General features: G+C 55.0%; 22 protein-coding genes and 2 tRNA genes. 12 read left to right on the top strand and 12 right to left on the bottom strand.

Annotated features, from left to right (window positions below):
• Positions 1 to 3 precede the first annotated feature (3 nt).
• Positions 4 to 1044 (top strand): thermonuclease family protein, encoded by a 1041-nt coding sequence (locus tag WG934_RS03310; RefSeq protein WP_339988684.1) that lies wholly within the window; start codon positions 4 to 6, stop codon positions 1042 to 1044.
• A gap of 130 nt (positions 1045 to 1174) precedes the next feature.
• Here the strand turns inward: WG934_RS03310 and WG934_RS03305 are convergent, their stop codons facing one another.
• The gene (locus tag WG934_RS03305; RefSeq protein WP_339988683.1) at positions 1175 to 2158 is read right to left on the bottom strand and encodes a malate dehydrogenase; all 984 of its coding nucleotides are present in this window, start codon (positions 2156 to 2158) and stop codon (positions 1175 to 1177) included.
• Between the two features lie 253 nt (positions 2159 to 2411).
• Here WG934_RS03305 and WG934_RS03300 point away from each other — a divergent pair, with 253 nt between their 5' ends.
• Complete coding sequence (locus tag WG934_RS03300; protein ID WP_339977570.1) at positions 2412 to 3197, top strand: TetR family transcriptional regulator; 786 nt, start codon at positions 2412 to 2414, stop codon at positions 3195 to 3197.
• A 181-nt stretch (positions 3198 to 3378) separates the two neighbouring features.
• Here the strand turns inward: WG934_RS03300 and clpX are convergent, their stop codons facing one another.
• The 5 genes from clpX to WG934_RS03275 all read right to left on the bottom strand — a co-directional run bounded on the left by clpX (position 3379) and on the right by WG934_RS03275 (position 7777).
• Positions 3379 to 4641 carry an ATP-dependent Clp protease ATP-binding subunit ClpX gene (gene clpX, locus WG934_RS03295; protein ID WP_339977568.1) on the bottom strand — a complete coding sequence of 421 codons (1263 nt, stop codon included), beginning with the start codon at positions 4639 to 4641 and terminating at the stop codon, positions 3379 to 3381.
• Positions 4642 to 4859: 218 nt separating this feature from the next.
• Entirely contained in the window at positions 4860 to 5489 is a 630-nt protein-coding gene (locus tag WG934_RS03290) for an ATP-dependent Clp protease proteolytic subunit (protein ID WP_339978791.1), read from the bottom strand.
• A gap of 36 nt (positions 5490 to 5525) precedes the next feature.
• Complete coding sequence (locus WG934_RS03285) at positions 5526 to 6098, bottom strand: ATP-dependent Clp protease proteolytic subunit (RefSeq protein WP_339977566.1); 573 nt, start codon at positions 6096 to 6098, stop codon at positions 5526 to 5528.
• Between the two features lie 171 nt (positions 6099 to 6269).
• On the bottom strand, positions 6270 to 7637 hold the full coding sequence (gene tig, locus WG934_RS03280) for a trigger factor (protein ID WP_339977564.1): 1368 nt from the start codon (positions 7635 to 7637) through the stop codon (positions 6270 to 6272).
• A gap of 66 nt (positions 7638 to 7703) precedes the next feature.
• Positions 7704 to 7777: transfer RNA gene (locus WG934_RS03275), tRNA-Pro, on the bottom strand.
• A gap of 613 nt (positions 7778 to 8390) precedes the next feature.
• Between WG934_RS03275 and WG934_RS03270 the strand changes: the two genes are divergently transcribed.
• The 3 genes from WG934_RS03270 to WG934_RS03260 all read left to right on the top strand — a co-directional run bounded on the left by WG934_RS03270 (position 8391) and on the right by WG934_RS03260 (position 9713).
• A tRNA-Gly gene (locus tag WG934_RS03270) sits at positions 8391 to 8465 on the top strand.
• An 86-nt stretch (positions 8466 to 8551) separates the two neighbouring features.
• A complete protein-coding gene (locus WG934_RS03265) occupies positions 8552 to 8764 on the top strand; it encodes a hypothetical protein (protein ID WP_339977562.1) in 213 nt (70 codons plus the stop codon).
• 94 nt (positions 8765 to 8858) lie between these two features.
• Positions 8859 to 9713, top strand: coding sequence for a DUF1542 domain-containing protein (locus tag WG934_RS03260; protein WP_339988681.1), 855 nt, complete (start codon positions 8859 to 8861; stop codon positions 9711 to 9713).
• A gap of 145 nt (positions 9714 to 9858) precedes the next feature.
• On the opposite strand, the gene WG934_RS03255 is transcribed toward WG934_RS03260, so the two are convergent.
• Positions 9859 to 10332, bottom strand: coding sequence for a ribose-5-phosphate isomerase (locus tag WG934_RS03255; protein ID WP_339977558.1), 474 nt, complete (start codon positions 10330 to 10332; stop codon positions 9859 to 9861).
• A 192-nt stretch (positions 10333 to 10524) separates the two neighbouring features.
• On the opposite strand from WG934_RS03255, the gene WG934_RS03250 reads away from it, so the two are divergent.
• Positions 10525 to 11772 (top strand): TIGR04053 family radical SAM/SPASM domain-containing protein, encoded by a 1248-nt coding sequence (locus WG934_RS03250; protein WP_339989233.1) that lies wholly within the window; start codon positions 10525 to 10527, stop codon positions 11770 to 11772.
• Positions 11773 to 11784: 12 nt separating this feature from the next.
• Here the strand turns inward: WG934_RS03250 and WG934_RS03245 are convergent, their stop codons facing one another.
• Positions 11785 to 12426 (bottom strand): mycothiol-dependent nitroreductase Rv2466c family protein, encoded by a 642-nt coding sequence (locus tag WG934_RS03245; protein ID WP_339988679.1) that lies wholly within the window; start codon positions 12424 to 12426, stop codon positions 11785 to 11787.
• A 142-nt stretch (positions 12427 to 12568) separates the two neighbouring features.
• Between WG934_RS03245 and pepN the strand changes: the two genes are divergently transcribed.
• From pepN to WG934_RS03215, 6 genes are all read left to right on the top strand, one after another.
• Complete coding sequence (gene pepN, locus WG934_RS03240; protein WP_339988677.1) at positions 12569 to 15241, top strand: aminopeptidase N; 2673 nt, start codon at positions 12569 to 12571, stop codon at positions 15239 to 15241.
• A 10-nt stretch (positions 15242 to 15251) separates the two neighbouring features.
• Positions 15252 to 15653, top strand: a complete 402-nt coding sequence (locus tag WG934_RS03235) for a globin (RefSeq protein ID WP_339988675.1) — start codon at positions 15252 to 15254, stop codon at positions 15651 to 15653.
• 154 nt (positions 15654 to 15807) lie between these two features.
• A complete protein-coding gene (locus WG934_RS03230; RefSeq protein WP_339978787.1) occupies positions 15808 to 16536 on the top strand; it encodes an amino acid ABC transporter ATP-binding protein in 729 nt (242 codons plus the stop codon).
• 9 nt (positions 16537 to 16545) lie between these two features.
• Entirely contained in the window at positions 16546 to 17457 is a 912-nt protein-coding gene (locus tag WG934_RS03225; RefSeq protein WP_339977550.1) for a glutamate ABC transporter substrate-binding protein, read from the top strand.
• A gap of 19 nt (positions 17458 to 17476) precedes the next feature.
• Entirely contained in the window at positions 17477 to 18163 is a 687-nt protein-coding gene (locus WG934_RS03220) for an amino acid ABC transporter permease (RefSeq protein ID WP_339988674.1), read from the top strand.
• Entirely contained in the window at positions 18163 to 19101 is a 939-nt protein-coding gene (locus WG934_RS03215; RefSeq protein WP_339988672.1) for an amino acid ABC transporter permease, read from the top strand. The genes WG934_RS03220 and WG934_RS03215 overlap by 1 nt, the downstream gene beginning before the upstream one ends.
• Positions 19102 to 19182: 81 nt before the next feature.
• Here the strand turns inward: WG934_RS03215 and WG934_RS03210 are convergent, their stop codons facing one another.
• The 4 genes from WG934_RS03210 to WG934_RS03195 form a co-directional block, all read right to left on the bottom strand.
• Positions 19183 to 19953: a hypothetical protein gene (locus WG934_RS03210; protein WP_339988670.1), complete on the bottom strand. Its 771-nt coding sequence runs from the start codon at positions 19951 to 19953 to the stop codon at positions 19183 to 19185.
• Positions 19946 to 20374, bottom strand: a complete 429-nt coding sequence (locus WG934_RS03205) for an acyl-CoA thioesterase (RefSeq protein ID WP_339977542.1) — start codon at positions 20372 to 20374, stop codon at positions 19946 to 19948. The genes WG934_RS03210 and WG934_RS03205 overlap by 8 nt, the downstream gene beginning before the upstream one ends.
• 151 nt (positions 20375 to 20525) lie before the next feature.
• A complete protein-coding gene (ettA, locus tag WG934_RS03200) occupies positions 20526 to 22196 on the bottom strand; it encodes an energy-dependent translational throttle protein EttA (RefSeq protein WP_339977540.1) in 1671 nt (556 codons plus the stop codon).
• Positions 22197 to 22419: 223 nt separating this feature from the next.
• Positions 22420 to 22926 (bottom strand): single-stranded DNA-binding protein, encoded by a 507-nt coding sequence (locus WG934_RS03195; protein ID WP_339977538.1) that lies wholly within the window; start codon positions 22924 to 22926, stop codon positions 22420 to 22422.
• Between the last annotated feature and the right edge of the window lie 138 nt (positions 22927 to 23064).

Below are 23064 nucleotides of genomic sequence, written 5' to 3'. Positions count from 1 at the left end.
GCTGTGGCTGGTGGCGATGAAAGCGATTCATACACAGTAAGTCACGTCATTGATGGAGACACGATCTCGGTCAAAAACAACGAGGGCGAAGAAACGAAGGTTCGTTTCCTCAATATTGATACTCCTGAAATGAAAAGCGATATCCCTGCTGAATCTTGCTACGGGCAAGAAGCGAAAGACTTCTTGGAAAAGCTGTTGCCACCATCAACTATTGTGCGCCTGGAGACGGATGAAGTGGTGCACGACAGGTACGGTCGCACGCTTGCAGGCGTTTTCTTGGAAGACGATCTGGTCAACGCACGAATTGCTCAAGAAGGTTTCGGCAAAGCCATGCTCGTGGAGCCAAATAGGAAGTTCTACGAGCAAGTGCTGCAGGCAGAAGAAGTCGCTTCCGATCAACAAAAGGGTATTCATGATCCAACCCTAGGGTGCTCGCCAGAATCTCAGCTGAAATCTTACGGCGAAGCACTGACCGGTTCCTCACTCGCAACGCTCAGCGATGAAGAACTTGATGCCCATATCGACGCTATCGATGAGGCATTCAGGAATCTGGACGCCTTTCACGTCCTGTCAGTCAAAGAAGGCGAGGATGGTTCGGCTATTGCTAAGCACTTCAGCGACAAAGCAAATGAAGAAATCGATCCAGTCCGTCGTAATCTGAACGATGCCCGCACCCAAGCTGTCAAAGAAAAGCATCGCCGCCTAGAAGAAGCGAAGCAAACGGAGCTAGAAAACACGGAGCAAACCGATGCGGAAGACGCCCAAGAGCAGACCTCCGAAGTGGATGACACAGTTGACAGTTCTGCAGGCAAACCTGCCAATGGAGCCGATACCTCACCGAATACTTCCCAGTATCAAGCCCCTCCACCACCTGACACCAGCGGAAACAGTGAATCAGACTCTGAGAGTTCTGCCGGGATCGGCGGTGGGGTTGATACCTATACTGGGTGCCGTGCCTACGGAGGTGGCTACACACCTAACGCTGTCGATGATCAGGGCAGGCCATACACACGCATCGACTGCGCAACGAAGGTACCTATCTAAGAGTCACTAAGCCTGTCGACGACAACCGTCGCAAAGCAAAACCGCACCTAGCAAACACGTCAGTTCGTGTCCTAGGTGCGGTTGTCTGTTTAAGAGCCAGTTGCTGATAAACAGTAAAGCGAAGCCAGAGTTAGACCAGCAGATCCTTCACAGCGTCGCGCTCAGCCTTGAGCTCCTCGACGTTAGCTGCGATGCGCTCGCGCTGGTAGTCGGAGATTTCCAGGCCCTGAACGATCTCCCACTTACCGTTGACGGACGTGCAAGGCATACCTGCAACGAGGCCCTCGTCGATGCCGTAGGAACCATCAGATGGCAGTGCGACCGATACCCAGTCACCCTCTGGGGTGCCCTGTACCCAGTCACGCATGTGATCGATACCAGCAGATGCAGCGGATGCAGCAGAAGAAGAACCGCGCACCTCGATGATCTCAGCGCCACGCTTTGCGACGCGAGGAATGAACTCGCCGTCTACCCAATCCTGCTCAACCAGGTCAGATACCTTCTCGTCACCGATGGTGGCGTAGGTGATGTCTGGGAACTGGGTAGCAGAGTGGTTACCCCATACGATCATGTTCTTGATCTCGGTGGTGGTACGACCGGTCTTGTCTGCCAGCTGGGACAGGGAACGGTTGTGATCCAGGCGCATCATTGCGGTGAAGCGGTCTGCAGGGATGTCCTGTGCGTGGTTAGCGGTAATCAGGGTGTTGGTATTAGCTGGGTTGCCAATGACCAAGACCTTGATGTCGTCTGCTGCATGGTCGTTCAGAGCCTTGCCCTGAGGACCGAAAATCTTGCCGTTAGCGCTGAGCAGTGCGGAACGCTCTTCGCCCTTGCCACGTGGCTTTGCACCAACGAGGAATGCGCAATTCGCGCCGTCGAATGCCTTGTTTGCGTCATCAGTGATGTTGATGCCACGCAGTAGTGGGAATGCGGAGTCCATGAGCTCCATGGCAACGCCCTCAGTAGCGTGAACAGCTGCTGGGATCTCCAGCAGGTTCAGCTCGACTGGGGTGTCCTTACCGTAAACATCGCCATTAGCAATACGGAAAAGTAGGGAATATGCAATCTGGCCGGCTGCACCGGTGACCGTAACCTTTACAGGGGAAGCGCTCACTACAGTCCTTTCTCTTGATGGATTCACTTGGTTAGTAACTGCTGCCCACCTTAGTGCCGTTTCACACTTGGCGCAGATGGGGGCGATTCAAAAGTCTTAACCGGACAAAACGGCTAACATTGTGCGAGACCAACCATTACCCCAGGTAGTTTTGTACTTATTGCAGTCCGTTTACGTTTCGATCGGACACTTTTACCCCCAAACGATGGGGCGAAAATTGCGCATCAAAGGCTAATAGCGAAAAGGAATTCTATTGAAGTCTGCAAGCTCTTCTGACACTATCCCCCAGTCAGTCTTGGATGCAGCGTTGCATGAATTCACTGCGAAGGGGTACACCGAAGCTCGCCTCGATGCTATTGCAAGCGCTTCTGGTGTCTCGAAGCGCATGCTCCATTACCATTGTGGTGACAAAATGGGGTTGTACCGGGCAACGTACGGCTACGTTCTGTCCTTGGTTCGCCCCAGCATTGAATCACTGCGTGCTCCGTCAGAAGTTCCAGTTGAGGCATTGCAGCACGTAGTAGGAGTGGTCCACGATTCCTTCGCTGACCACCCTATTGCTGTCCGTTTCATCATTCAGGAGAATCTGCACCCGATTCTTCCTCTCGAAGAGTCAACGGGAACGTTAGGCCACTCTCCTATTGTTATGGAATTCGACCGGATTTTGCTGCTCGGCCGCGACTTCGGTGCTTTCCGCACTGACGTGTCCGCGCTGGACCTTTATGTCATGGTGCTGTCGTTGGCATCGTTCCCGACCTTGCACGAACGCACTTTCCACAATCTCTACAACGTCGAGCTGACGTCAAGCATGTTGTCGAACCAGCTCCGCGAATTTGCTCAAGATGTGGTTACTGGCTTCTTGACGTCGTCGCCACGCCGTGAACCAGGCGCTTCCTACACACTTCCGTCGGCGAACACTATCCCAGATACCGCGCTGTCCGATGACATCTACGGCTCTAACAACTTGTCAACGAATCAGCCCGACGACAGCACCGATGTCGCACCTGATTTCACTGATATCTACGACGAGAATGACTAGTGCCTTCTGTCGTCTCTTAGCCAAAGGCGCCTGCGACACCTAGCGTGACTGGCGAAGCTACGCATGCAGAGCATGTGACGATGCAGCAAACAAAATGAAAGAGCGGGTCCGAAGACCCGCTCTCTTTATGCCATACGCCGCAACCAGCTACGAGTGACATCCAGCTACAAGTACAGCCCCATTAGGCGCTCTTTTCGCCTGGTTCGCCTTCCAACAGCTCCGGGGCGTCGCCATCAGTCACGCATCCCTTATGAACGACAACGTAAGAAACGTTTTCCATATCAGGGACATCGAACATGACTGGCAACAGAATCTCTTCCAAGATGCCGCGCAGACCACGTGCGCCCGTATCGCGCTCAATTGCCTTGTGCGCAATAGCATGCAGTGCGTCATCATCGATGGACAGTTCGACACCGTCCATTTCGAATAGTCGCTGGTACTGGCGAACTAGCGAGTTCTTCGGTTCAGTGAGTACCCGCACCAGTGCATCTTCATCGAGGTTGGTAACCGAAGCGATGACTGGCAGACGACCAATGAACTCAGGGATCAAACCGAATTTGATCAGATCCTCTGGCAGTACCTTTCCGAACGGATCAACCTGATCCTCGTCCTTGGTGGAGCTCACATCAGCGCCGAAACCAAGACTGCGCTTGCCAGCGCGTTCCTGGATAACTTTCTCCAAACCAGCGAATGCACCAGCAACAATGAACAGCACGTTCGTAGTGTCGAACTGAATGAACTCTTGGTTTGGATGCTTGCGACCACCCTGCGGTGGAACCGCAGCAACAGTACCTTCCAAGATCTTCAGAAGCGCCTGCTGCACGCCCTCGCCAGAAACATCGCGAGTAATCGATGGGTTCTCCGACTTACGGGAAATCTTGTCGACCTCATCGACATAAATAATTCCGCGCTGTGCCTTCTCTACATCGAAGTCGGCTGCCTGCAACAACTTCAGCAGGATATTCTCGACGTCCTCACCGACGTAGCCAGCCTCCGTCAAGCTCGTGGCATCTGCGATGGCAAATGGTACATCCAGCTTGCGGGCCAACGTTTGTGCCAAATATGTTTTGCCACAACCAGTTGGGCCGAGCATCAAGATATTGGACTTCGCCAGCTCGACATCGTCCTTACCTGCCAACTCACATGCGCGATTACGCTTGTAGTGGTTGTACACAGCGACCGCCAAGGTACGTTTCGCGGAATCCTGACCAATGACGTACTCATCAAGGAAGTCGCGGATCTCAGCGGGACGTGGAAGACGATCCTCTGCCTCCGCAGGCGCAGCACTGGTGTTGAGCTCTTCCTCGATGATCTCATTGCAGAGCTCAATGCACTCGTTGCAGATATACACGCCTGGACCGGCAATAAGCTTCTTGACCTGCTTCTGACTCTTTCCACAGAAGGAACACTTCAGAAGGTCAGCGCTTTCTTGCATACGTGCCATGAAACTTCAGCAGCTCGCTTCCATTCGGGTGACTTGTGAACTTACCCAACCTTACCCGGTCATTCTTAGAGAACTAAGCACCACGGGGAGGGACACGCCTAACATGTTGCACTCCCCTTCACGCCCTTGCTTCACGACGACAACAGAAAAGGTCGACTACAAACATGTAGCCGACCTCGTCGTCAAGCAAAAGCACCAAAGGTGCCGTTTAACTGGGATTACTTGTTGAGCTTACGGTACTCAAAGACCTGATCGATGATGCCGTACTCGACAGCTTCGTGAGCGGTCAGGATCTTATCGCGATCAGTGTCCTTGCGGATCTGCTCAGCAGTGCGACCAGAATGCTCAGCGAGAGTCTGCTCCATGAGAGTACGCATGCGCTCGATCTCCGCAGCCTGAATCTCGAGGTCCGACACCTGGCCTTGAATGCCCTGGGTAGCTGGCTGGTGAATAAGAACGCGAGCGTTAGGAAGCGCTGCTCGCTTGCCTGGGGCACCAGCTGCCAACAGAACAGCTGCGGCGGATGCAGCCTGGCCCAGGCATACCGTGCGAACGTCTGGTCGGACGTACTGCATGGTGTCGTAGATGGCCATCAACGAAGTAAACGAACCACCTGGCGAATTAATGTACATCGTGATGTCACGATCTGGGTCCAGGCCTTCGAGCACTAGAAGCTGCGCCATGATGTCATTCGCCGCAGTGTCATCGACCTGCGAGCCGAGGAAGATAATGCGCTCTTCGAAAAGCTTGTTGTAAGGGTTAGATTCCTTAGCGCCGAAGCTGGAGTGCTCAACGAAAGAAGGAAGCACGTAACGCGACTGAGGCATCTGCATGTTATTCATCTCCATGTTCATCGTCATCATTGGCTAAAGGCCAACGATGAATTACCGGTTAGTGTCCTTCAGAGACGACACGACGTGATCGACGAAGCCGTACTCCTTTGCCTCGTTAGCCGTGAACCAACGGTCACGGTCCGAGTCCTCAACGATGCGCTCCAATGGCTGACCGGTGTGCTCGGAAATCAAGCGAGCCATTTCCTTCTTCGTCTGAGCAAACTGCTCAGCCTGAATAGTGATGTCAGCTGCCGTGCCACCGATACCAGCAGAAGGCTGGTGCATCATGATACGAGCGTGAGGCAGCGCGTACCGCTTGCCCTTCGCGCCAGCGGACAGAAGGAACTGCCCCATCGAGGCCGCAAGACCCATTCCGTAGGTAGCAACATCACATGGAACGAACTGCATGGTGTCGTAAATAGCCATGCCAGCAGTCACGGAGCCACCTGGCGAGTTGATGTACAGAGCGATATCCCGCTCTGGATCCTCTGCGGCCAACAGCAGCATCTGGCCACACAGCTTGTTGGCAATCTCGTCGTCCACCTGCTCGCCGAGCCAAATGATGCGCTCCTTCAGGAGCTTGTCGAACACGGAGTCCGCCGTCATTGGGGCCTTATCGCTCATGGAAAAGCTTCCCTTCTAATGGTCTATAAATCTGCTCGCACTACAGGGCAACCATGAGCTGGAGCCCATGGTCAATTCTGCAGCGCACCTTCAATAGAGGATAACGAAAAGGGCCGCCCCTTTGTTTCGGGACGGCCCCTAGTTCGCTATCAGCGTAGCGAGTAAGAGTTTCTACTCAGAATCCTTGGCCTCTGCCTCGGCTTCGTTGTTCTCCTCAGCTGGAGCGTCGAAGTAATCCGCGAGGTTGATCTCGTTACCTTCGGTGTCCTTTGCGGAAGCCTTAAGGATGGAAGTCGCCAGTGCCTTGCCTCGACGAACATCAGCGAACAGGTTACCGAGCTGGCCGGACTGCTGAATCTGCTGGATGAACTGGTTTGGATCCATACCGTACGACTGTGCGGTGAACAGAATGTGATCCGTGAGCTCCTGCTGGGAAACTTCTGGCTTCTCCTGCTCAGCGAGTTCATCCAGGAACAGCTGGGTGCGCACTGCATCCTCAGCAGCCTTCTTGGAGTCCTCGTCGAACTGCTCACGAGTGGTGCCCTGAGCTTCCAGCATAGAATTCAGCACAGCCTCGTCGCCACCAAACTGGCCGAGCAGCTGCTGAAGCTGGCCTTCGACCTGCTCCTTGACGACGCCCTCAGGAAGTGGAACTTCGGTCTTCTCGAGTGCAGCTTCCAGAACCTTGTCGCGGATCTGCTGAGCCTGCTCGCCCTTCTTGGTGTTTTCCACCTGGCGAGCGAGGTCTTCCTTGAGCTCGTCAATGGTGTCGAATTCGGAAGCCATCTGAGCGAAGTCGTCGTCTGCTTCTGGAAGCTCGCGAACCTTAACGGTCTGGACGGTGACAGTTACCTGCGCGTCTTCACCCTCGTGCTCACCAGCGACAAGCTTGGTACCGAACTCCTTGGACTCACCCTGGGACAGACCGATTACTGCGTCGTCCAGGCCATCGATGAGGTCGCCGGAGCCAACCTGGTAGGACAGACCTTCGGTGGTAGCTTCTTCAAGCTCTTCGCCATCAACGGTTGCCGACAGGTCGATGGAAATGAAGTCGCCATCCTCTACTGCACGCTCAACATTAGTGAGAGTGCCGAAGCGAGCGAGAAGGTTCTCAAGCTCAGCTTCCACAGCCTTTTCATCGGCAGCCAATGGCTCGACCTCAACGGAGATGTCGGAGAAATCTGGCAGGGAGATCTCTGGACGAACATCAACTTCAGCGGTGAACTCAACGAGCTCGCCGTCTTCAAGCTTGGTGATATCTACTTCTGGCTGGCCGAGGACCTTGAGGTCATGCTCTTCAACAGCCTTACCGTAGCGGTCTGGAACCATGTCGTTCAGAACCTGCTCGAGGACTGGACCGCGTCCAATACGGCTCTCGATAATCTGTGCAGGAGCCTTGCCCTTACGAAAACCTGGGATCTGAACCTGCTGTGCAAGTGCCTTGTAGGCTTGGTCAAACTCTGGCTTCAGCTCTTCGAACGGAACCTCAACGGTTACCTTCACGCGCGTAGCGTTCAGCTGATCAACAGAGGACTTCACCGGTTGCACTCTCCTGTAAGTAGACGTGAATGTTCACTTCACCACGGGAGAGCCCGTGATGCTGAGTCGGGGTAGCGGGATTCGAACCCACGGCCTTCCGCTCCCAAAGCGGACGCGCTACCAAGCTGCGCCATACCCCGTTCTTGTTGCCACCGTGAACTTACCAGACTGACTGTCTCAGTCCAAACAAGCTCCCACACAGTCAATTCCGAGTTGTGATCGAAAAAGCCCATGAGCGACGCACAGGAACTTGGTGGCCCCTGTTGCCGTTACGCTGACGGGTTGAAATATAACCAGATGCCACCCGGAAACTCATAATCGGAGTCGTTTTGACCCCAATTCACGCCCTCTTACGATCACCCCCGCTAACACTATTTTGCAGTTCATGACGGGTTTAGTAGCTACCCCCTCACTGAATCACAGCGTTGACACTTTCCCATACATACTGCTGACAGTCCCCACTCAATGGCACCTGCATTCGAGACTGACGCCACTCCTATTCGACTCCCGGTTCACTCTTCCACTCGTCTGTGCACGTTCTTGTAGAACCTTTCGATCCTTTCTCACCGGGCTTAGCCCCCTCCGCTTCCTCCGCCTCCGATCTCCCACCCCAACTCACATGAACTCACATATGCGTCTCGATGCACTCAGCATCCCACCTACATTCCCTAAGTAAATCCATGCCTCACCTGCGGAGTTTTTTAAACTGGACAGAATTACGCTATGCTTTCGTTCGTTCGAAAGAACCACTGTGGGGATGTCGTATAGTGGCTATTACCTCAGCCTTCCAAGCTGATGACGCGGGTTCGATTCCCGTCATCCCCTCCACGTAACCTCGCCTTTGCTGGCGGGGTTTTCTGCATTTTTGGGACAAAGACCTAGTCATCACCCTGCGACTATGGTTTGGTAGGGCCATGGATCCAAAAATCATTGACGCAGATACCGGCGATGAACTCTGGACCGCAGTTCAGTGTGCCGAGTACAGCAATACCGCCCGAGGCACTTTCACTAGTTACGCTGGGCGTGGCAAAGCCCCTACCCCAGTCACCAAACTTCATGGCTTGACCTTGTGGAGCTCCAAGGAGATCCGCGAGTGGCAGGAAACTCGTAAGCATAAGAATTCCTAGCTTGCAGGGAACACTGGGAATAGCTGGTGCGTTGCTTGTTTAAGAGAGCGAACTCATCGCTCACTCGCTGATTCACGCCTGGAGCTAAACCCTTATGTCTGCACTTTTGCTCATCGCCTTGGTAGTTGTCGGTGGCGTCGTCTTTGTGACGATGGCACAAGGTCGCCAACAGAAGGCCCTCTCTACTTCCCAGAACAACGAACTTGCCGACGCCGTTGCGGATGCTCGTCGCTGGATCGAGCGGCTTGGTTCTCAGGTTCTTAGCATTTCCGGGTCGGACGCTGCGTCCACCCAGGCAATGGCGGATGCTTCCGAACGCTACAACGCGGCATCCTCCCAGATCTCTACGGCACAGACGGTAAAGCAAGCCCAGCTCGCGCGCGAATCGGCTCTCGAAGGGTTGTACTACGTCAATGCTGCACGTCAGATCATGGGATTGCCAGAAGGCCCGTCGATTCCTCCATTGGAGGGACAGCGCTCTGCCGGTTCTGTGACCGAACAGCGAACCATTGAGCATGAAGGCCACACAATCAGCGCCTCTCCTGTGGCTACCGCCGAGACTCCTAACTACTACCCGGGTGGTCGAGTAGCTGGTCGCCCAGTTCCTGCCGGCTGGTACTCCGAACCTTGGTGGGCCTCTGCCCTCCGCACAGGCGTCTGGACCATGGGCTCCATGTTCCTCTTCTCGGCAATGTTCAACGGTATGGCAGGCGTAGCGTACTCGGCTAGCGACTTCGAGTCCGGCGTCGGCGATGGCTCCGAGGGAGACTTCGGTGGCGATGACTTCGGTGGCGATGACTTCGGTGGCGACGCCGGAGCCGACGGCGATGCCGGCGACATGGGTGGCGGTGACGAAGGTGGCGGACTTTTCGACGGCCTCTTCGGCGGTGGTGACGGTGGCGAAGGCGGCGGATTGTTCGACGATGGTGGTTTCGACTTCGACTTTTAGGCCGCACCGATTCCCGCAACGCACTCAGTTGCGAACGCGTCAGGAGTACTTTCAGTAGACAATGAACCCCACCCCACTTGCGCAGCATCACGGCTGCGACGAGTGGAGTGGGGTTTGTGCGTGGACGAGTTCGTCGTAAAGCTAATTATTCAGCTGGCAGCGCAGGAGCTACGCCAGTGTTTTCGTACTCAGCGAGAATGTCGATGCGACGCTGGTGACGCTCTTCATTACTCCATGGCTGGGAAATGAAAGCGTCGACGATTGCCAGTGCTTCTTCTTCGGAGTGCATGCGACCGCCAAGACCAATGAGCTGAGCCTTGTTGTGTTCACGAGCAAGCTTCGCAGTCTCCACAGACCATGCCAGAGCGCATCGAGCACCCTTCACCTTGTTAGCTGCAATCTGCTCACCGTTACCGGAGCCACCGAGAACGATACCCAACGACTCTGGGTCAGCGACCGTGCGGGAAGCTGCTTCGATGCAGAATGCTGGGTAGTCGTCCAGTGGGTCGTACGTGTGAGCGCCACAGTCAACGACATCGTGACCAGCCTTTTCCAGGTGGTCCTTAATCAAGTTCTTCATCTCGAAACCGGCGTGATCCGCGCCAAGGTAAATACGCATAGGCACAGTGTAGCGGTTATAAACCACAATTCTGGTCAGGTAATGCTTACGACGACGCGCTTAATCCGGTGAGTCTAGTGTGGAAGGTAATCATCGTGACTGATCGTGAAGGATTTGGTTCCCTTGTCCCCAGCCCCACAAGGCCAGCCCCTAACTGACGACGACCATGAGGCCGAAGTCCACGAAGCCGCATTGAAAACTGCAGCTCCGCGTAGGAAACAAGCGCCAGTAGTACGCACTGTCCGGCATGACATTAATCAAAAGCCGTTTATTGTCATTTGGGAAGTCACTCGTGCTTGTGGCTTGGTCTGTCAGCACTGTCGAGCAGATGCACAGCACGAGCCACACCCACAGCAGCTGACCACCGAAGAAGGAATGCTTCTTCTCGAGACCTTGGCTTCCTACAACCGCCCGAAGCCACTGGTGGTGCTCACTGGTGGCGACCCATTTGAGCGCGATGACCTCGAGGAGCTGGTGCGACATGGCACGGAGTTGGGGCTAAATATATCCCTGTCCCCTTCCGTCACTCCGAAGTTGACTCCAGAGCGCATCAATTCTCTGCGTGAAGCAGGTGGCAAGGCAATGTCGATGTCCTTGGACGGGGCAACCGCTGCCACTCATGACAAGTTCCGTGGCTTCTCTGGAACGTTTGAGAAGACCCTGGAAACTGCTCCGCACATCAATCAAGCCGGGTACCGACTTCAGATCAATTCCACCCTTACCAAGGGCAATATTCACGAAGCTCCGGCTTTGTTGAAAACAGTCATGGGTATGGAAGCCAAGATGTGGTACGTGTTTTTCCTTGTCCCTACTGGTCGTGGTGCAGATCTCGGAGCACTATCTCCAGAAGAACGGGAAGACGTGTTGCATTGGCTGTCAGATATTTCCGACCGCATTGCCATCAAGACCACCGAAGCACCGCAGTATCGCCGTGTCGTCTTGCAGCAGCAGGAGGCAAAGGAAAAGGGATTGCCTCCATACGAAGGCGGGGAACTATACAAGTACCTCACGGACGAGACCGCGAAACTGCTCGGCGCCCACCCTGAGAAGCCTCGTCCACCACGCTCTCCAATGGCAGTGAACTCCGGCTCGGGATTTGCTTTCATCGACCACATTGGCGATGTGTACCCAAACGGCTTCTTGCCTTTACATTGCGGAAACGTCAAAGACACACCATTCCAGGAGATCTACTCGAATTCCCCTGCATTCAAGGCGTTGCGTGATCCTGACAACTGGCATGGCAAGTGCAGCGTCTGCGAGTACCACGATGTTTGTGGAGGTTCTCGCTCGACGGCATACGCGTTGACCGGTGATTACACGGCATCCGACCCAACGTGTGTGCATATACCAGCGCGTTGGGCAGCAATGACAGAGGAAGAACGAGCTGCATCAACTGGTGACGCAAAGGTTAAATTGCGTCTGCCTATTCAGCCTGCGTAACCGAAGCAAAACTTAGCCAAACTGCGGATTTTCGGTCCGAGTTCGCTTCAGTTCAAAGAAGTACGGGTACTCCGCGAGAGCAAATGAAGCATCGAAGAGCTTTCCTGCTTCTTCTCCTCGCGGGATGCGGGTCAGTACTGGTCCGAAGAATGCGGTGTTACCGAGCTTGACCACTGGAGTGCCCACTTCGTCGCCGACCTCAGCCATTGCTTCTGCGTGGTTGGCTCGCATCTGCTCGTCGTAATTCGTCGTGTGGGCCTGCTCCAAGCGCTCCGCTGGGAGTCCTACCTCCGCCAGTGATTCAGTAATGAGCTCGTCGAACGCTACATTCGGGTCGTCGAAACGTGCGCTGCGATCAATGCGATCTTCATTGTGCACCTTGGTGCCCAGCGCGGTGTACAACTTGTCGACAGCTTCAGAACCGTCTTCGGCCAACACAACGTTGAACAGACGCGCGGGTGTCCAGTTGCACTCCATCATGTACTTGTACTCTTCGGGCAGCTCGTCGCGTCCTTCGTTAAGAACGGACAAGCTCATCGGACGCCAGTCGACCGTGATGTCACGGACTTGTTCTACTTCCTTCATCCAGCGAGATGTCACCCAGCAGAATGGGCACGATACGTCGAAATAGAAGGTTGCGGTGCGGTTTGTCATCGGTCCTTCGCTCCTCTGGTTTGTTGTGTTGTCAGCAAGCACCACCCAGTATCCCGGACACACACCAGTTTTCGCTATAGATTCCTGCGACGGCCTAGGGTGGACATAAGAATTTTCTTTCCAACAATTCGAGGAGTCCGCCGTGAGTTCCATCAATCTGACCCGCGCCGAAGCAATCGAGCGCGCCGCGTTAGTCACCGTCCAGCACTACGACATAGCGCTTGACCTCACGACGGCCCCGCTCGGCACCTCCGCTGAGTCAGATCGATTCCGCTCGGTCACCACGCTGTCGCTCACTGCTAACACTGACGGTACGACCTTCCTCGATCTTCGCGACGCGGACTTGAATCAGGTACTTATCGACGGCGACGACGTCACTGCATCAACCAACTACAGCTCAGATAACGGCATCACGCTGAATCTCACTGCGGGAGAGCACACCGTTGTCGTCGATGCCATGTGCCAGTACACGAAGATCGGCCAGGGGCTCCACCGTTTCTTGGATCCAGCCGATAACCAGACGTACTTGTACTCGCAGTTCGAAACTGCCGATGCCAAGCGCGTTTTCGCGTGCTTTGACCAGCCAGATTTGAAGGCGACCTACTCTATGAGCGTCATCGCTCCGGAGGGTTGGTCCGTCGTTTCCAATTCGCCAGCAACCATTACCGACAGCACCTATAAATTCCGCGTCGATGTCCCTTTGTCGACGTACCTCATTGCCTTTTGCGCTGGACCATGGCACAAAGAGGAAGATGTCTGGACGGGAGTCGTCGCAAAGCACCCTGAGACTCCGGTCGAACACCAGACCCATGCGACCGGAGATAGTGGCGAACTGTCGATCCCGTTGGCGTTGTACTGTCGCCAGTCGATCGCCGAGCACATGGACACTGAACGACTGTTCCGGGAGACAAAGGAAGGCTTCGATTTTTACGCGAAGCACTTCGGAGAGCCATATCCATTTGGCAAGTATGACCAGATTTTCTGCCCTGAATACAACATGGGTGCGATGGAAAACGCAGCGTGTGTGACCATCCGTGATGAGTACGTATTCCGTTCCAAGGCCACTGGTTACTTGTACGAACGTCGCAATGACACGATCCTGCATGAGATGGCGCACATGTGGTTTGGCGACCTCGTCACGATGCAGTGGTGGGACGATCTTTGGCTCAATGAGTCCTTTGCAACATGGTCCGCCGCTGCAGCCCAAGCCGAAGTATCCGAGTATGCACACGCCTGGACTACTTTCGCCAATGTCGAGAAAGCGTGGGCTTACCAGCAAGATCAGTTGCCTTCGACCCACCCGATCGCGGCAGATGCCAGCGACGTTGACACCGTCGAGCAAAACTTCGATGGAATTACATACGCCAAGGGTGCATCCGTGTTGAAGCAGCTCGTCGCATACGTGGGCGAGGAAGCCTTCCTCGCAGGTGCGCGCTTGCACTTTGCCCGCCACCGCTTCGCAAACGCGACCTTCGACGACTTGCTATCGGCACTCTCCGAAGCCTCCGGACGTGATCTCTCGGGCTGGGCTGACCAATGGTTGACCACAACCGGAATCAACACTCTGTCGCCGAAGTTCGACATCACCGATGGCCACTACTCTGCTTTCTCTGTTGAGCAGTCCGGCGCTGCGCCAGGCGATGGTGAGTACCGGGATCACCGCGTGGCAGTTGGCGTGTATTCACTTATCGACGGCTCCGTCGGCAAGCAACTCGTCCGCACCCAGCGTGTAGAAGTCGACGTCACGGGAGCCTCAACGCCAGTTCCAGAACTTGTCGGTGTTCGCAGTGGTGATGTGGTGCTCGTCAATGACGATGATCTGACGTACACCCTGATGGACTTCGACGACTCTTCCCTGGCCTGCGTCATCGACAACATTGGTACATTCACTGATTCGATGCCACGTACGTTGGCCTGGTCATCGACATGGCAAATGGTTCGTTCGGGGCGAATGCGCGCCCGCGATTTCATCGCTTTGGTGTTGCGTGGCGCATCATCCGAAGACAAGGTGTCAGTGCTCGAACGCATCGTGACACAGGCTGTACAGGCCGTATCGCTGTATGCCGATCCGGTATGGGCAAATTCGACGGGTAAGAAGCTGCTTGGCGAAGGCCTCCTTGCGCTCGCACAGTCCGAAACCCACGAAGGTCGTCAGTTGGTGTATGTGAATGCACTGTCATCGTTGCCGGCGAAAGCTGCTGGTACCGTCACTGCGCTAGAAGCTATTTTCGCTGGTACCCCAGAACACGTCGGTCTTTCTCACATCACCGTCGATCCCGACATGAAGTGGCGTGCACTGACCGCTCTGGTGGCAGCTGGAGTCCGCGATGAAGACGATATCGCTGCGCTGGAAGCTGAGGACAAATCGGCACTCGGCGAGCAGTCCGCTGCACGGGCCCGCGCTGCGTTGCCGGAGGTCGACAACAAAAAAAGCGTGTGGCTAAAGGCCACTACTGCCGGCGCTGATGCTCCATCTAACTTGGTGTTACGCAACCTGATGGCTGGTTTTACTGCCCCAGGGTCTGCGTATCTCCTCGAAGCTGGTGATTTCACCGCTCGCTACTTCGCTGAGGCAACCAGTTGGTGGGATGCATTCTCCTCGGACACTGGTGCGAACTTGCTCGAGGGGTTCTACCCCATGTGGGACCTGTCTAACGACGCTATTGCCCAGGCCACGACCTTCCTCGATGGTGATATCCCGTCGCCGGTGCGTCGTATCGTTGCGGAAAACCGCGACCGCGTTCGCCGTGCGCTGCGAGCTCGGGAGTTCGACGCGCAAGACAAGCCTGACGCGCACGAAAATCCAGCACAGTAGGGTAAAGAGTATGGCAAACGATGATTCTCAATTCAGCGATTTTTATCGTGAGGTCGGCGATGAAACCTTTGCGAAGATCGTCGCTGGTTTCTATCGTCGGGTGAAGACCGACGACATCTTGGGGCCGATGTACCCACAGGATGATTGGGACGGTGCGGAAGACCGTTTGCGGATGTTCCTCGAGCAGTATTGGGGTGGCCCGCATACCTACAACGAAGTGCGAGGACATCCGCGTCTTCGCATGCGCCACTTCCCCTTCCATGTGGATCGGGCAGCACGTGATCGTTGGCTGCAACTGATGCACGCGTCTCTGGACGAACTGGAACCCGGCGAGCTATCTGATGCACATCGGGACGCGATGTGGAAGCACATGGTTCAGGTCGCCGACATGTTGATCAACCAGCCTGGCTAGTTAAGTACAACCCGCTGTAGCGCCTGGGACGGATAATGTCCCAGGTCACGCAACAAAGTCATAACAATATGTGGTTTTCCTGTTAACACTATTCTCTTGTGACCTAGGACACCGCTATTATTCGGTTATGACAGCTTCAGATTCTTCACAGCCAATGATTAAGTTGGCTGGTGTTCAGAAACACTTCGGCGAGTACCACGCGCTGAAAGATATCAACCTCGATATCCCAAAAGGCCAGGTTGTTGTAGTTCTCGGTCCTTCAGGCTCCGGTAAGTCGACTCTGTGCCGCACCATCAACCGTTTGGAAACTATCGATGAAGGCGAGATCTTCATCGATGGCAAGAAGCTTCCAGAAGAAGGAAAAGACCTCGCGAAGCTCCGTGCTGACGTTGGTATGGTGTTCCAGTCCTTCAACTTGTTCAGCCACATGACCATTCGTGACAATGTCACACTTGCCCCACTGAAGGTTCGCAAGGTTTCAAAGGCTGATGCCAATAAGCAAGCCGATCAGCTCCTAGACCGCGTCGGTATCTCTGCCCAGGCCGAGAAGTACCCTGCTCAGCTATCCGGTGGTCAGCAGCAGCGTGCCGCTATCGCCCGCGCTTTGGCAATGAAGCCACGCGTCATGCTTTTCGACGAGCCAACATCCGCACTCGACCCAGAAATGATCAACGAAGTTCTGGAAGTCATGGCTGACCTGGCAAAGGAAGGCATGACGATGGTTGTCGTCACTCACGAAATGGGCTTCGCTCGCAAGGTCGCGGACCGAATTCTTTTCATGGCTGACGGCGCTGTCGTTGAAGACACTGATCCAGAGACGTTCTTCACCAACCCGGCTTCGGATCGTGCGAAGGACTTCCTCGCCACCATCCTCGGTCGATGAGGTATTCACATGACTACTCTCACTAAACACACAAACCGGAGTTTCCTCCGGCGCATGACTGCAGCGGCCACTGCCATAGCCGTGACGTTCTCGCTGGTGTCTTGTGGCTCGTCGGAGAAGCGCGCACTTCTCGATGACATCAAAGCCGGACATGTGGTGCTCGGAACCAAGTATGACCAGCCAGGTCTTGGCGAACGTACCCCTGAGAAGAGTTTCGAAGGCATGGACACGGATGTGTCTCGATACGTCATCGAGCACATTGCCAAAAAGAACGGCTGGGCTGTACCAGAAATGACGTGGCGCGAGACTCCATCCGCTCAACGCGAAGCGCTGATCAACAATGGTGAAGTCAACATGATCGCCGCGACCTATTCCATCAATGCTGGTCGACTTGCGTCGGTCGATTTTGCGGGGCCGTACGTCGTCACGCACCAGGCCCTCCTAGTACGTGGAGACAACAAGATCCAGGGACTCGAAGACGTCGCGCCTGGCACGAAGCTGTGTTCGGTGTCCGGTTCCACCCCAGCACAGAAAGTGAAGGCAGCGCTTCCGTCGGTGCAGCTACAGGAGTTCGATACTTATGCTGCCTGCGCTGAAGGAGTGAACCAGGGCGTGGTAGATGCAGTAACAACCGATGCAACGATTCTGGCTGGCTTCGCAGAGCGTTACCGCGAACGCTACAACGACGAGTACAAGGTCGTTCAGCTGAAGAATCCAGATGGAAGCTTCTGGACCGACGAATACTACGGGATTGGCCTGCCGAAGGGCGACGACGCTGGCAAAGAAGCCATCAACGAAGCCTTGAACGAGATGCATGATTCCGGGGAGTTCGAAAAGATTGTCCGCAAGAATTTGGGCGACAACTTTGAGATCGGACCAAAGCCAAATATCGGCGACTTGTCGTTCGTCGACGAGAAATAGAAATGAGGTGTACTAAATCATGAATCCCGAACTATGGGCAGAAATGGGACCCGAACTGCTCCCAGCATTTTGGGTCACCATTCGGCTGACATTTTGGTCAGCACTTGGATCCCTCATTCTCGGCGTCATTCTGACGGCAATGCGAGTCAGTCCCGTTGGCATTCTTCGCTCGCTCGCGACTGGATACATCAATGTCGTACGTAATACTCCCCTGACGCTGGTCATGTTGATTGCGTCACTAGGCTTGTATTACAACCTCGGGCTTTTGCTCGCTGCGGAGAATGACTCGTTCATTATGAAGCAGAACTTCCGCCTGGCTGTACTAGCATTCGTGCTGTACACATCATGTTTTGTTGCTGAGTCTTTGCGCTCGGGCATCAACACTGTTCCATTCGGACAAGCTGAAGCTGCCCGTTCCTTGGGACTGGGTTTCAATGACAATTTCCGGCACGTGATTTTGCCTCAAGCAGTCCGTGGCGCGATCGTTCCACTGGGCAATACCCTGATTGCACTGACGAAGAACACCACCATTGCCTCTGTCATTGGTGTCGCCGAGGCATCCCTGCTGATGAAGACGATGACGGAAAACTACGCTTCCGATATTCTGGTCATCTTCGCGCTTATTGCACTCGGCTTTATCATTCTCACCTTGCCCATGGGCCTCTTCTTTGGCTGGGCAGGCAACCGATGGGCGGTGAAGCGCTAATGACTACACGCGCTACAGTTCTTTACGACGCACCCGGCCCGAAGGGAATCCGGACAAACCGCATTCTCACCGGCATTACGGTTCTGATCACCCTCGGCATTGTTGCTTGGGTACTGATGAAGCTCAATGCGAAGGGCCAGCTGGACCCCGAAAAGTGGACGATCTTCTTTAAGGCATCCACCTGGACTACCTATATTCTTCCAGGTCTGCTCAGCACAATTTTGGCGGCTGTCGTGTCGATCCTCCTCGCGCTGGTAGTTGGTGCCTTGCTTGGTGTCGGACGTCTATCCGAAAGCAAAATCATCCGTGGACTGTGCTCCGTGATCGTTGAGTTCTTCCGTGCCATTCCAGTGCTGGTGTTGATGCTCTTCGCATACACGGTTTTCGCAATGTTCAAGATTGTGCCGTCCCAGTACCTTGGTTTTTCAGCCGTAGTTTTTGGACTCACCATGTACAACGGTTCGGTGATCGCTGAGACATTGCGCTCCGGCATTCGCTCCTTGCCGAAGGGCCAGGGGGAAGCGGCTAAGGCACTTGGCCTGTCACATCGTCAGTCGATGTACTCCATCCTGTTGCCACAGGCGGTCGCAGCAATGCTGCCTGCAATCATTTCGCAGATGATTATTGCGCTGAAGGACTCGGCTCTCGGTTACATGATCGGCTTCGTTGAGGTGGTCCGTTCCGGCCGTCAGTTGGGCGAATACTACGGTGCGATGCTCCCATCCCTTATTGTCATCGCCATCATCATGATCGCTATCAACATGGGACTGTCCACTTTGGCTGAGCGCATCGAGCGACAGCTACGAGCTGGCCGTGCACGACGCAACATCATTGCTAAGGTTCCGCAGCAGCCGTCACAAGGTATTCTGACCAAGGACAACGCAGTTCTCGACTGGCGCGACCCAGATCACGAGGATTTGCGCACAATCGCAGATTAGCTACATCGTTAGCTTGTAAAACCTCATACATGCAGCATGGGCACCAAGAATATTCTTGGTGCCCATGCTCTTTTCATCGCTCTACACAGGAATGACGCCAAATCCCTCAGAGGCGTACACACTGCCGAATCTGCCATCGAGCCGATGCCACCGGCCACGCGTCGAAATCCGCACAGGTTCGTTAATATCTGGCTCCGGCGGAATAAATCCCAATGCACATAGCGCAAAAACATCGCGCATCGTGATCTCTGCACCCGTGGAACTGGCAACTCCATCGGCAACGTGATTAGTACCGGTATCAGTGCCCGCATCGGCACTACCACCAATGACTCCGTCACTGTCTCCGCGCGACTCCACCTGCAGAACCACCTGATCGAGCAGCGACGTCGGCAAGCCCAGTGGTCCTGATGACCGTGTCGCCTCAGCCCTCGCTTGCTTCTCCAACTTGCGAAAGACCATCGCTGGCACAAGATCCGCCAACATCCAACCATCTTCCGGAGGCAGCGAACCCGGCCACGACGCAGCCAGCGACGTCCCCGCATCCAACGTCACGGGATGGCCCGCACTCGGCGCAGATCCATCCTTCGCAGTGACTGCAGACTTCACGACGGTCTCCGCCCCCATCACCGCATCATCTGGAGAAGCACCGATCGCCATTGTCCGACAACCAATTGGGCCGAACGGCGTTGTCGCCCACAGCCGGGCTAGATTGCTGTCGGTGTGATCGTCGTGAAGCCGAACCCGAATGAGCGCCTGCGCATCCAACTTGAGAGCCTTATGAGCGAGCACCGCCAGATTCTGCAGCGACTGCGGGTCACTAAGCGTGAGCGTCTGCGTGTTCGGGCTACTCACCAGCGGTCAACTCCGGCGAGGTGAACTGGGTAAGCTGCTGGCGCTCCGCGGCAGTGATTTGCAGTGCAACGGAACGTTCCAGATCGAACAGCACCATGATGGTCTTGACGACAGCCGTCACATGACCATGCTGGTCTTTGATGCTCTGACTCAATGTGTACGAAGTCGTACCCACGTTGATGATCTCGGTTTCCACAGTGACCTGCTTGGTGTCTGGAAGCAGCGCGCGGAGGTAATCGATCTCGATGCGACGAACGACGGTCGCGTGCGCAGACAACGCTCGCCCGAGTCCCTCGGTTACGAATGCCACCCGAGCTTCCTGCGCAAACTCAAAGTACGCTGCGTTATTCACGTGATTGAACTGGTCAAAGTCCGACCAACGGACAGGAACAACGGTGACGAATTGACGTGACTCGGTCATGGCACAATCCACCTTTCCTCAGTGATATATCTGCCGCTACTTGTTATATTCTTCTACAGTTTGCGCTTCCGTGGATACGCAAAGGCCCGCACTGCAACAACTGTGGTGCAGCACGGGCCTTCCTGGCAAAACCCAGTAGCTAAGAAACTTACTAGCGGCTCAGCTTACGGTGCGTAACTCGCGATGGGCGTGCTGCCTCAGGTCCGAGACGCTCGACCTTGTTCTTCTCGTAGCCTTCGAAGTTGCCCTCGTACCAGAACCACTGGCCTTCGGCGACGTTGCCTTCCCACGCAAGAATGTGGGTACAGGTGCGGTCCAGGAACCAACGGTCGTGCGAAATGACCACTGCACAACCTGGGAAGTTCTGAAGAGCGTTTTCCAAAGACGACAGCGTTTCGACGTCCAAGTCGTTAGTTGGCTCATCCAGGAGGATCAGGTTGCCGCCCTGCTTCAGCGTCAGAGCCAAGTTCAGGCGGTTACGCTCACCACCGGAGAGAACCTTCGATGGCTTCTGCTGGTCGCCGCCCTTGAAACCGAATGCCGACAGGTACGCACGAGATGGCATTTCATTCTGTCCGACAACGATGTGATCAAGTCCGTCAGAAACAACTTCCCACACGGTCTTGTTTGGATCGATGTTCTCGCGACCCTGGTCGACGTAGCTGAGCTTGACCGTCTGGCCAACCTTCACTTCGCCAGCATCTGGCTCTTCAAGGCCAACAATGGTCTTGAACAGTGTCGACTTACCCACACCATTTGGACCAATCACGCCAACGATGCCGTTACGAGGCAACGTGAACGACAGGTCCTTGATCAAGGTACGACCATCGAAGCCCTTGTCAAGGTTATTGACCTCAACAACGACGTTGCCCAGACGTGGTGGCGTTGGAATCTGAATTTCTTCGAAGTCAAGCTTCTTGTACTGCTCGGCCTCTTCCACCATCTGCTCGTAGCGTTCCAGACGGGCCTTGTTCTTCGCCTGACGTGCCTTTGCGCCGGAACGAACCCATGCGAGTTCATCCTTCAAACGCTTCTGCAGCTTCGCGTCCTTCTTGCCGGCAACCTCGAGGCGCTCAGCCTTCTTCTCCAGGTAGGTGGAGTAGTTACCTTCGTATGGGTAGAGCTTGCCGCGGTCGACCTCACAGATCCAACCTGCAACATGGTCGAGGAAGTAACGGTCGTGAGTCACGGCCAGGACGGCACCCTTGTAGTCAGCCAAGTGCTTTTCCAACCACAGCACCGACTCAGCGTCGAGGTGGTTAGTCGGCTCGTCGAGAAGCAGGAGATCAGGCTCGGAGAGTAGGAGCTTTGCAAGTGCTACACGACGACGCTCGCCACCAGAAAGGTTGGTAACTGGAGCATCCGATGGTGGGCAACGAAGTGCTTCCATTGCCTGTTCGATCTTCGAGTCGACTTCCCATGCGTCAGCGGCATCGAGCTCCTCCTGGAGCTTGCCCATCTCTTCCATGAGTTCATCGGTGTAGTTAGTGGCCATCTCTTCCGCGATGGCTTCGAAGCGCTGCTTCTTCTCGAAGATGTCACCAAGACCTTCTTCGACGTTACCGCGGACGGTCTTCTCTTCGTTCAACGGTGGCTCCTGCAGGAGGATGCCGACCGTTGCACCTGGCTCCAAGAATGCCTCGCCATTGCTTGGCTGGTCCAAGCCAGCCATGATCTTCAGAATCGACGACTTACCAGCACCGTTCGGACCGACAACACCGATCTTTGCGCCTGGGTAAAACGCCATCGTGACGTTATCCAGAATCAGCTTCTCACCGTGCGCCTTACGCACGTTTTTCATCTGATAGATGAACTCACCCATGGTGATGCACAACCCCTACTCTGACTTATACAAGGTCTGACCACGACAAGGCCCGACTACTACATGATCTAAATTAAATCAGTCCACGTTGAGGTTACGCATGGCGGGTGAAAGGCACAACGTAGCCACGCCACGCAGAGGGCCTCACCACCCCGGAATCAGACCAAGGGGCGCAACACCATCATCTGCGCGACGATGCTGCACCCACATCTAGGCCCGAATTCTAAAACGGTGGCTCGCCGCCTGCATGAGCCATGTCGTGGTGCGCATCGCTGTTGTCACCGCCCATGTCTTGTGCTTCCGTCTGCTTTGCCAAATCAGACTCCACAGAATCGGGAAAATCCTTCACTTCAGCAGGAGTGGGCACGAACTCTTCATCCCGAGACTTCATTACCTTTGCAGACTGCCACTTCAAGTGCGGTCCCAGAAACTTCGCGACGAGCTTCATCCGGTAACGGTTATCCCCCTCCTCAGTCACCCACGTTTCGGTGCGGAGGTATCCCTGCACAATCAGCCCCACACCTTTGACTGCAGTGCGCACGAGATTGTCGGCCATTTGGCCCCACACTTCGACGTCGAAGTAGGTCGGTGTTTGGCTTTCCCAGCCATTGTCAGTTCTGGCCGAACGCGACGATGCCAACCGGAACGTGGCAACTTCCCCAGCACTAGTCATCTTCTTCATCGGCGGTGTAGCAACATTGCCGATGACCGTGATTGTTGATTCAGACATGCGAGTCTCCCTCTCCAGATTTGGTTTTCCATGACCTTGTGGCCACGGTGTCTCGCACCTTGAGCATGGCTAGTCGTCGTGAAGTTTGGAAGAGACAACAAAGCAGCCTGTGCATAACCCACGGGAAATGTGGTTATG

The organism is Corynebacterium sp. H78 (assembly GCF_037572275.1).
Classification (GTDB): Bacteria; Actinomycetota; Actinomycetes; order Mycobacteriales; family Mycobacteriaceae; genus Corynebacterium.
Note: the sequence above shows the minus strand (reverse complement) of the source record. Positions and strands in the feature narration are given on the sequence as shown.

Bases quoted from the DNA above. Each gene is read 5' to 3' on its own strand.
- WG934_RS03235 (WP_339988675.1), top strand. From the start codon at position 15,252: ATGGCAAACGATGATTCTCAATTCAGCGATTTTTATCGTGAGGTCGGC.
- ettA (WP_339977540.1), bottom strand. From the start codon at position 22,196: ATGGGTGAGTTCATCTATCAGATGAAAAACGTGCGTAAGGCGCACGGT.
- WG934_RS03285 (WP_339977566.1), bottom strand. From the start codon at position 6,098: ATGAGCGATAAGGCCCCAATGACGGCGGACTCCGTGTTCGACAAGCTC.
- WG934_RS03225 (WP_339977550.1), top strand. From the start codon at position 16,546: ATGACTACTCTCACTAAACACACAAACCGGAGTTTCCTCCGGCGCATG.
- WG934_RS03255 (WP_339977558.1), bottom strand. From the start codon at position 10,332: ATGCGTATTTACCTTGGCGCGGATCACGCCGGTTTCGAGATGAAGAAC.
- WG934_RS03205 (WP_339977542.1), bottom strand. From the start codon at position 20,374: ATGACCGAGTCACGTCAATTCGTCACCGTTGTTCCTGTCCGTTGGTCG.
- WG934_RS03290 (WP_339978791.1), bottom strand. From the start codon at position 5,489: ATGGAGATGAATAACATGCAGATGCCTCAGTCGCGTTACGTGCTTCCT.
- WG934_RS03260 (WP_339988681.1), top strand. From the start codon at position 8,859: ATGTCTGCACTTTTGCTCATCGCCTTGGTAGTTGTCGGTGGCGTCGTC.
- WG934_RS03265 (WP_339977562.1), top strand. From the start codon at position 8,552: ATGGATCCAAAAATCATTGACGCAGATACCGGCGATGAACTCTGGACC.
- WG934_RS03215 (WP_339988672.1), top strand. From the start codon at position 18,163: ATGACTACACGCGCTACAGTTCTTTACGACGCACCCGGCCCGAAGGGA.
- WG934_RS03245 (WP_339988679.1), bottom strand. From the start codon at position 12,426: ATGACAAACCGCACCGCAACCTTCTATTTCGACGTATCGTGCCCATTC.
- WG934_RS03220 (WP_339988674.1), top strand. From the start codon at position 17,477: ATGAATCCCGAACTATGGGCAGAAATGGGACCCGAACTGCTCCCAGCA.
- WG934_RS03195 (WP_339977538.1), bottom strand. From the start codon at position 22,926: ATGTCTGAATCAACAATCACGGTCATCGGCAATGTTGCTACACCGCCG.
- WG934_RS03230 (WP_339978787.1), top strand. From the start codon at position 15,808: ATGATTAAGTTGGCTGGTGTTCAGAAACACTTCGGCGAGTACCACGCG.
- clpX (WP_339977568.1), bottom strand. From the start codon at position 4,641: ATGGCACGTATGCAAGAAAGCGCTGACCTTCTGAAGTGTTCCTTCTGT.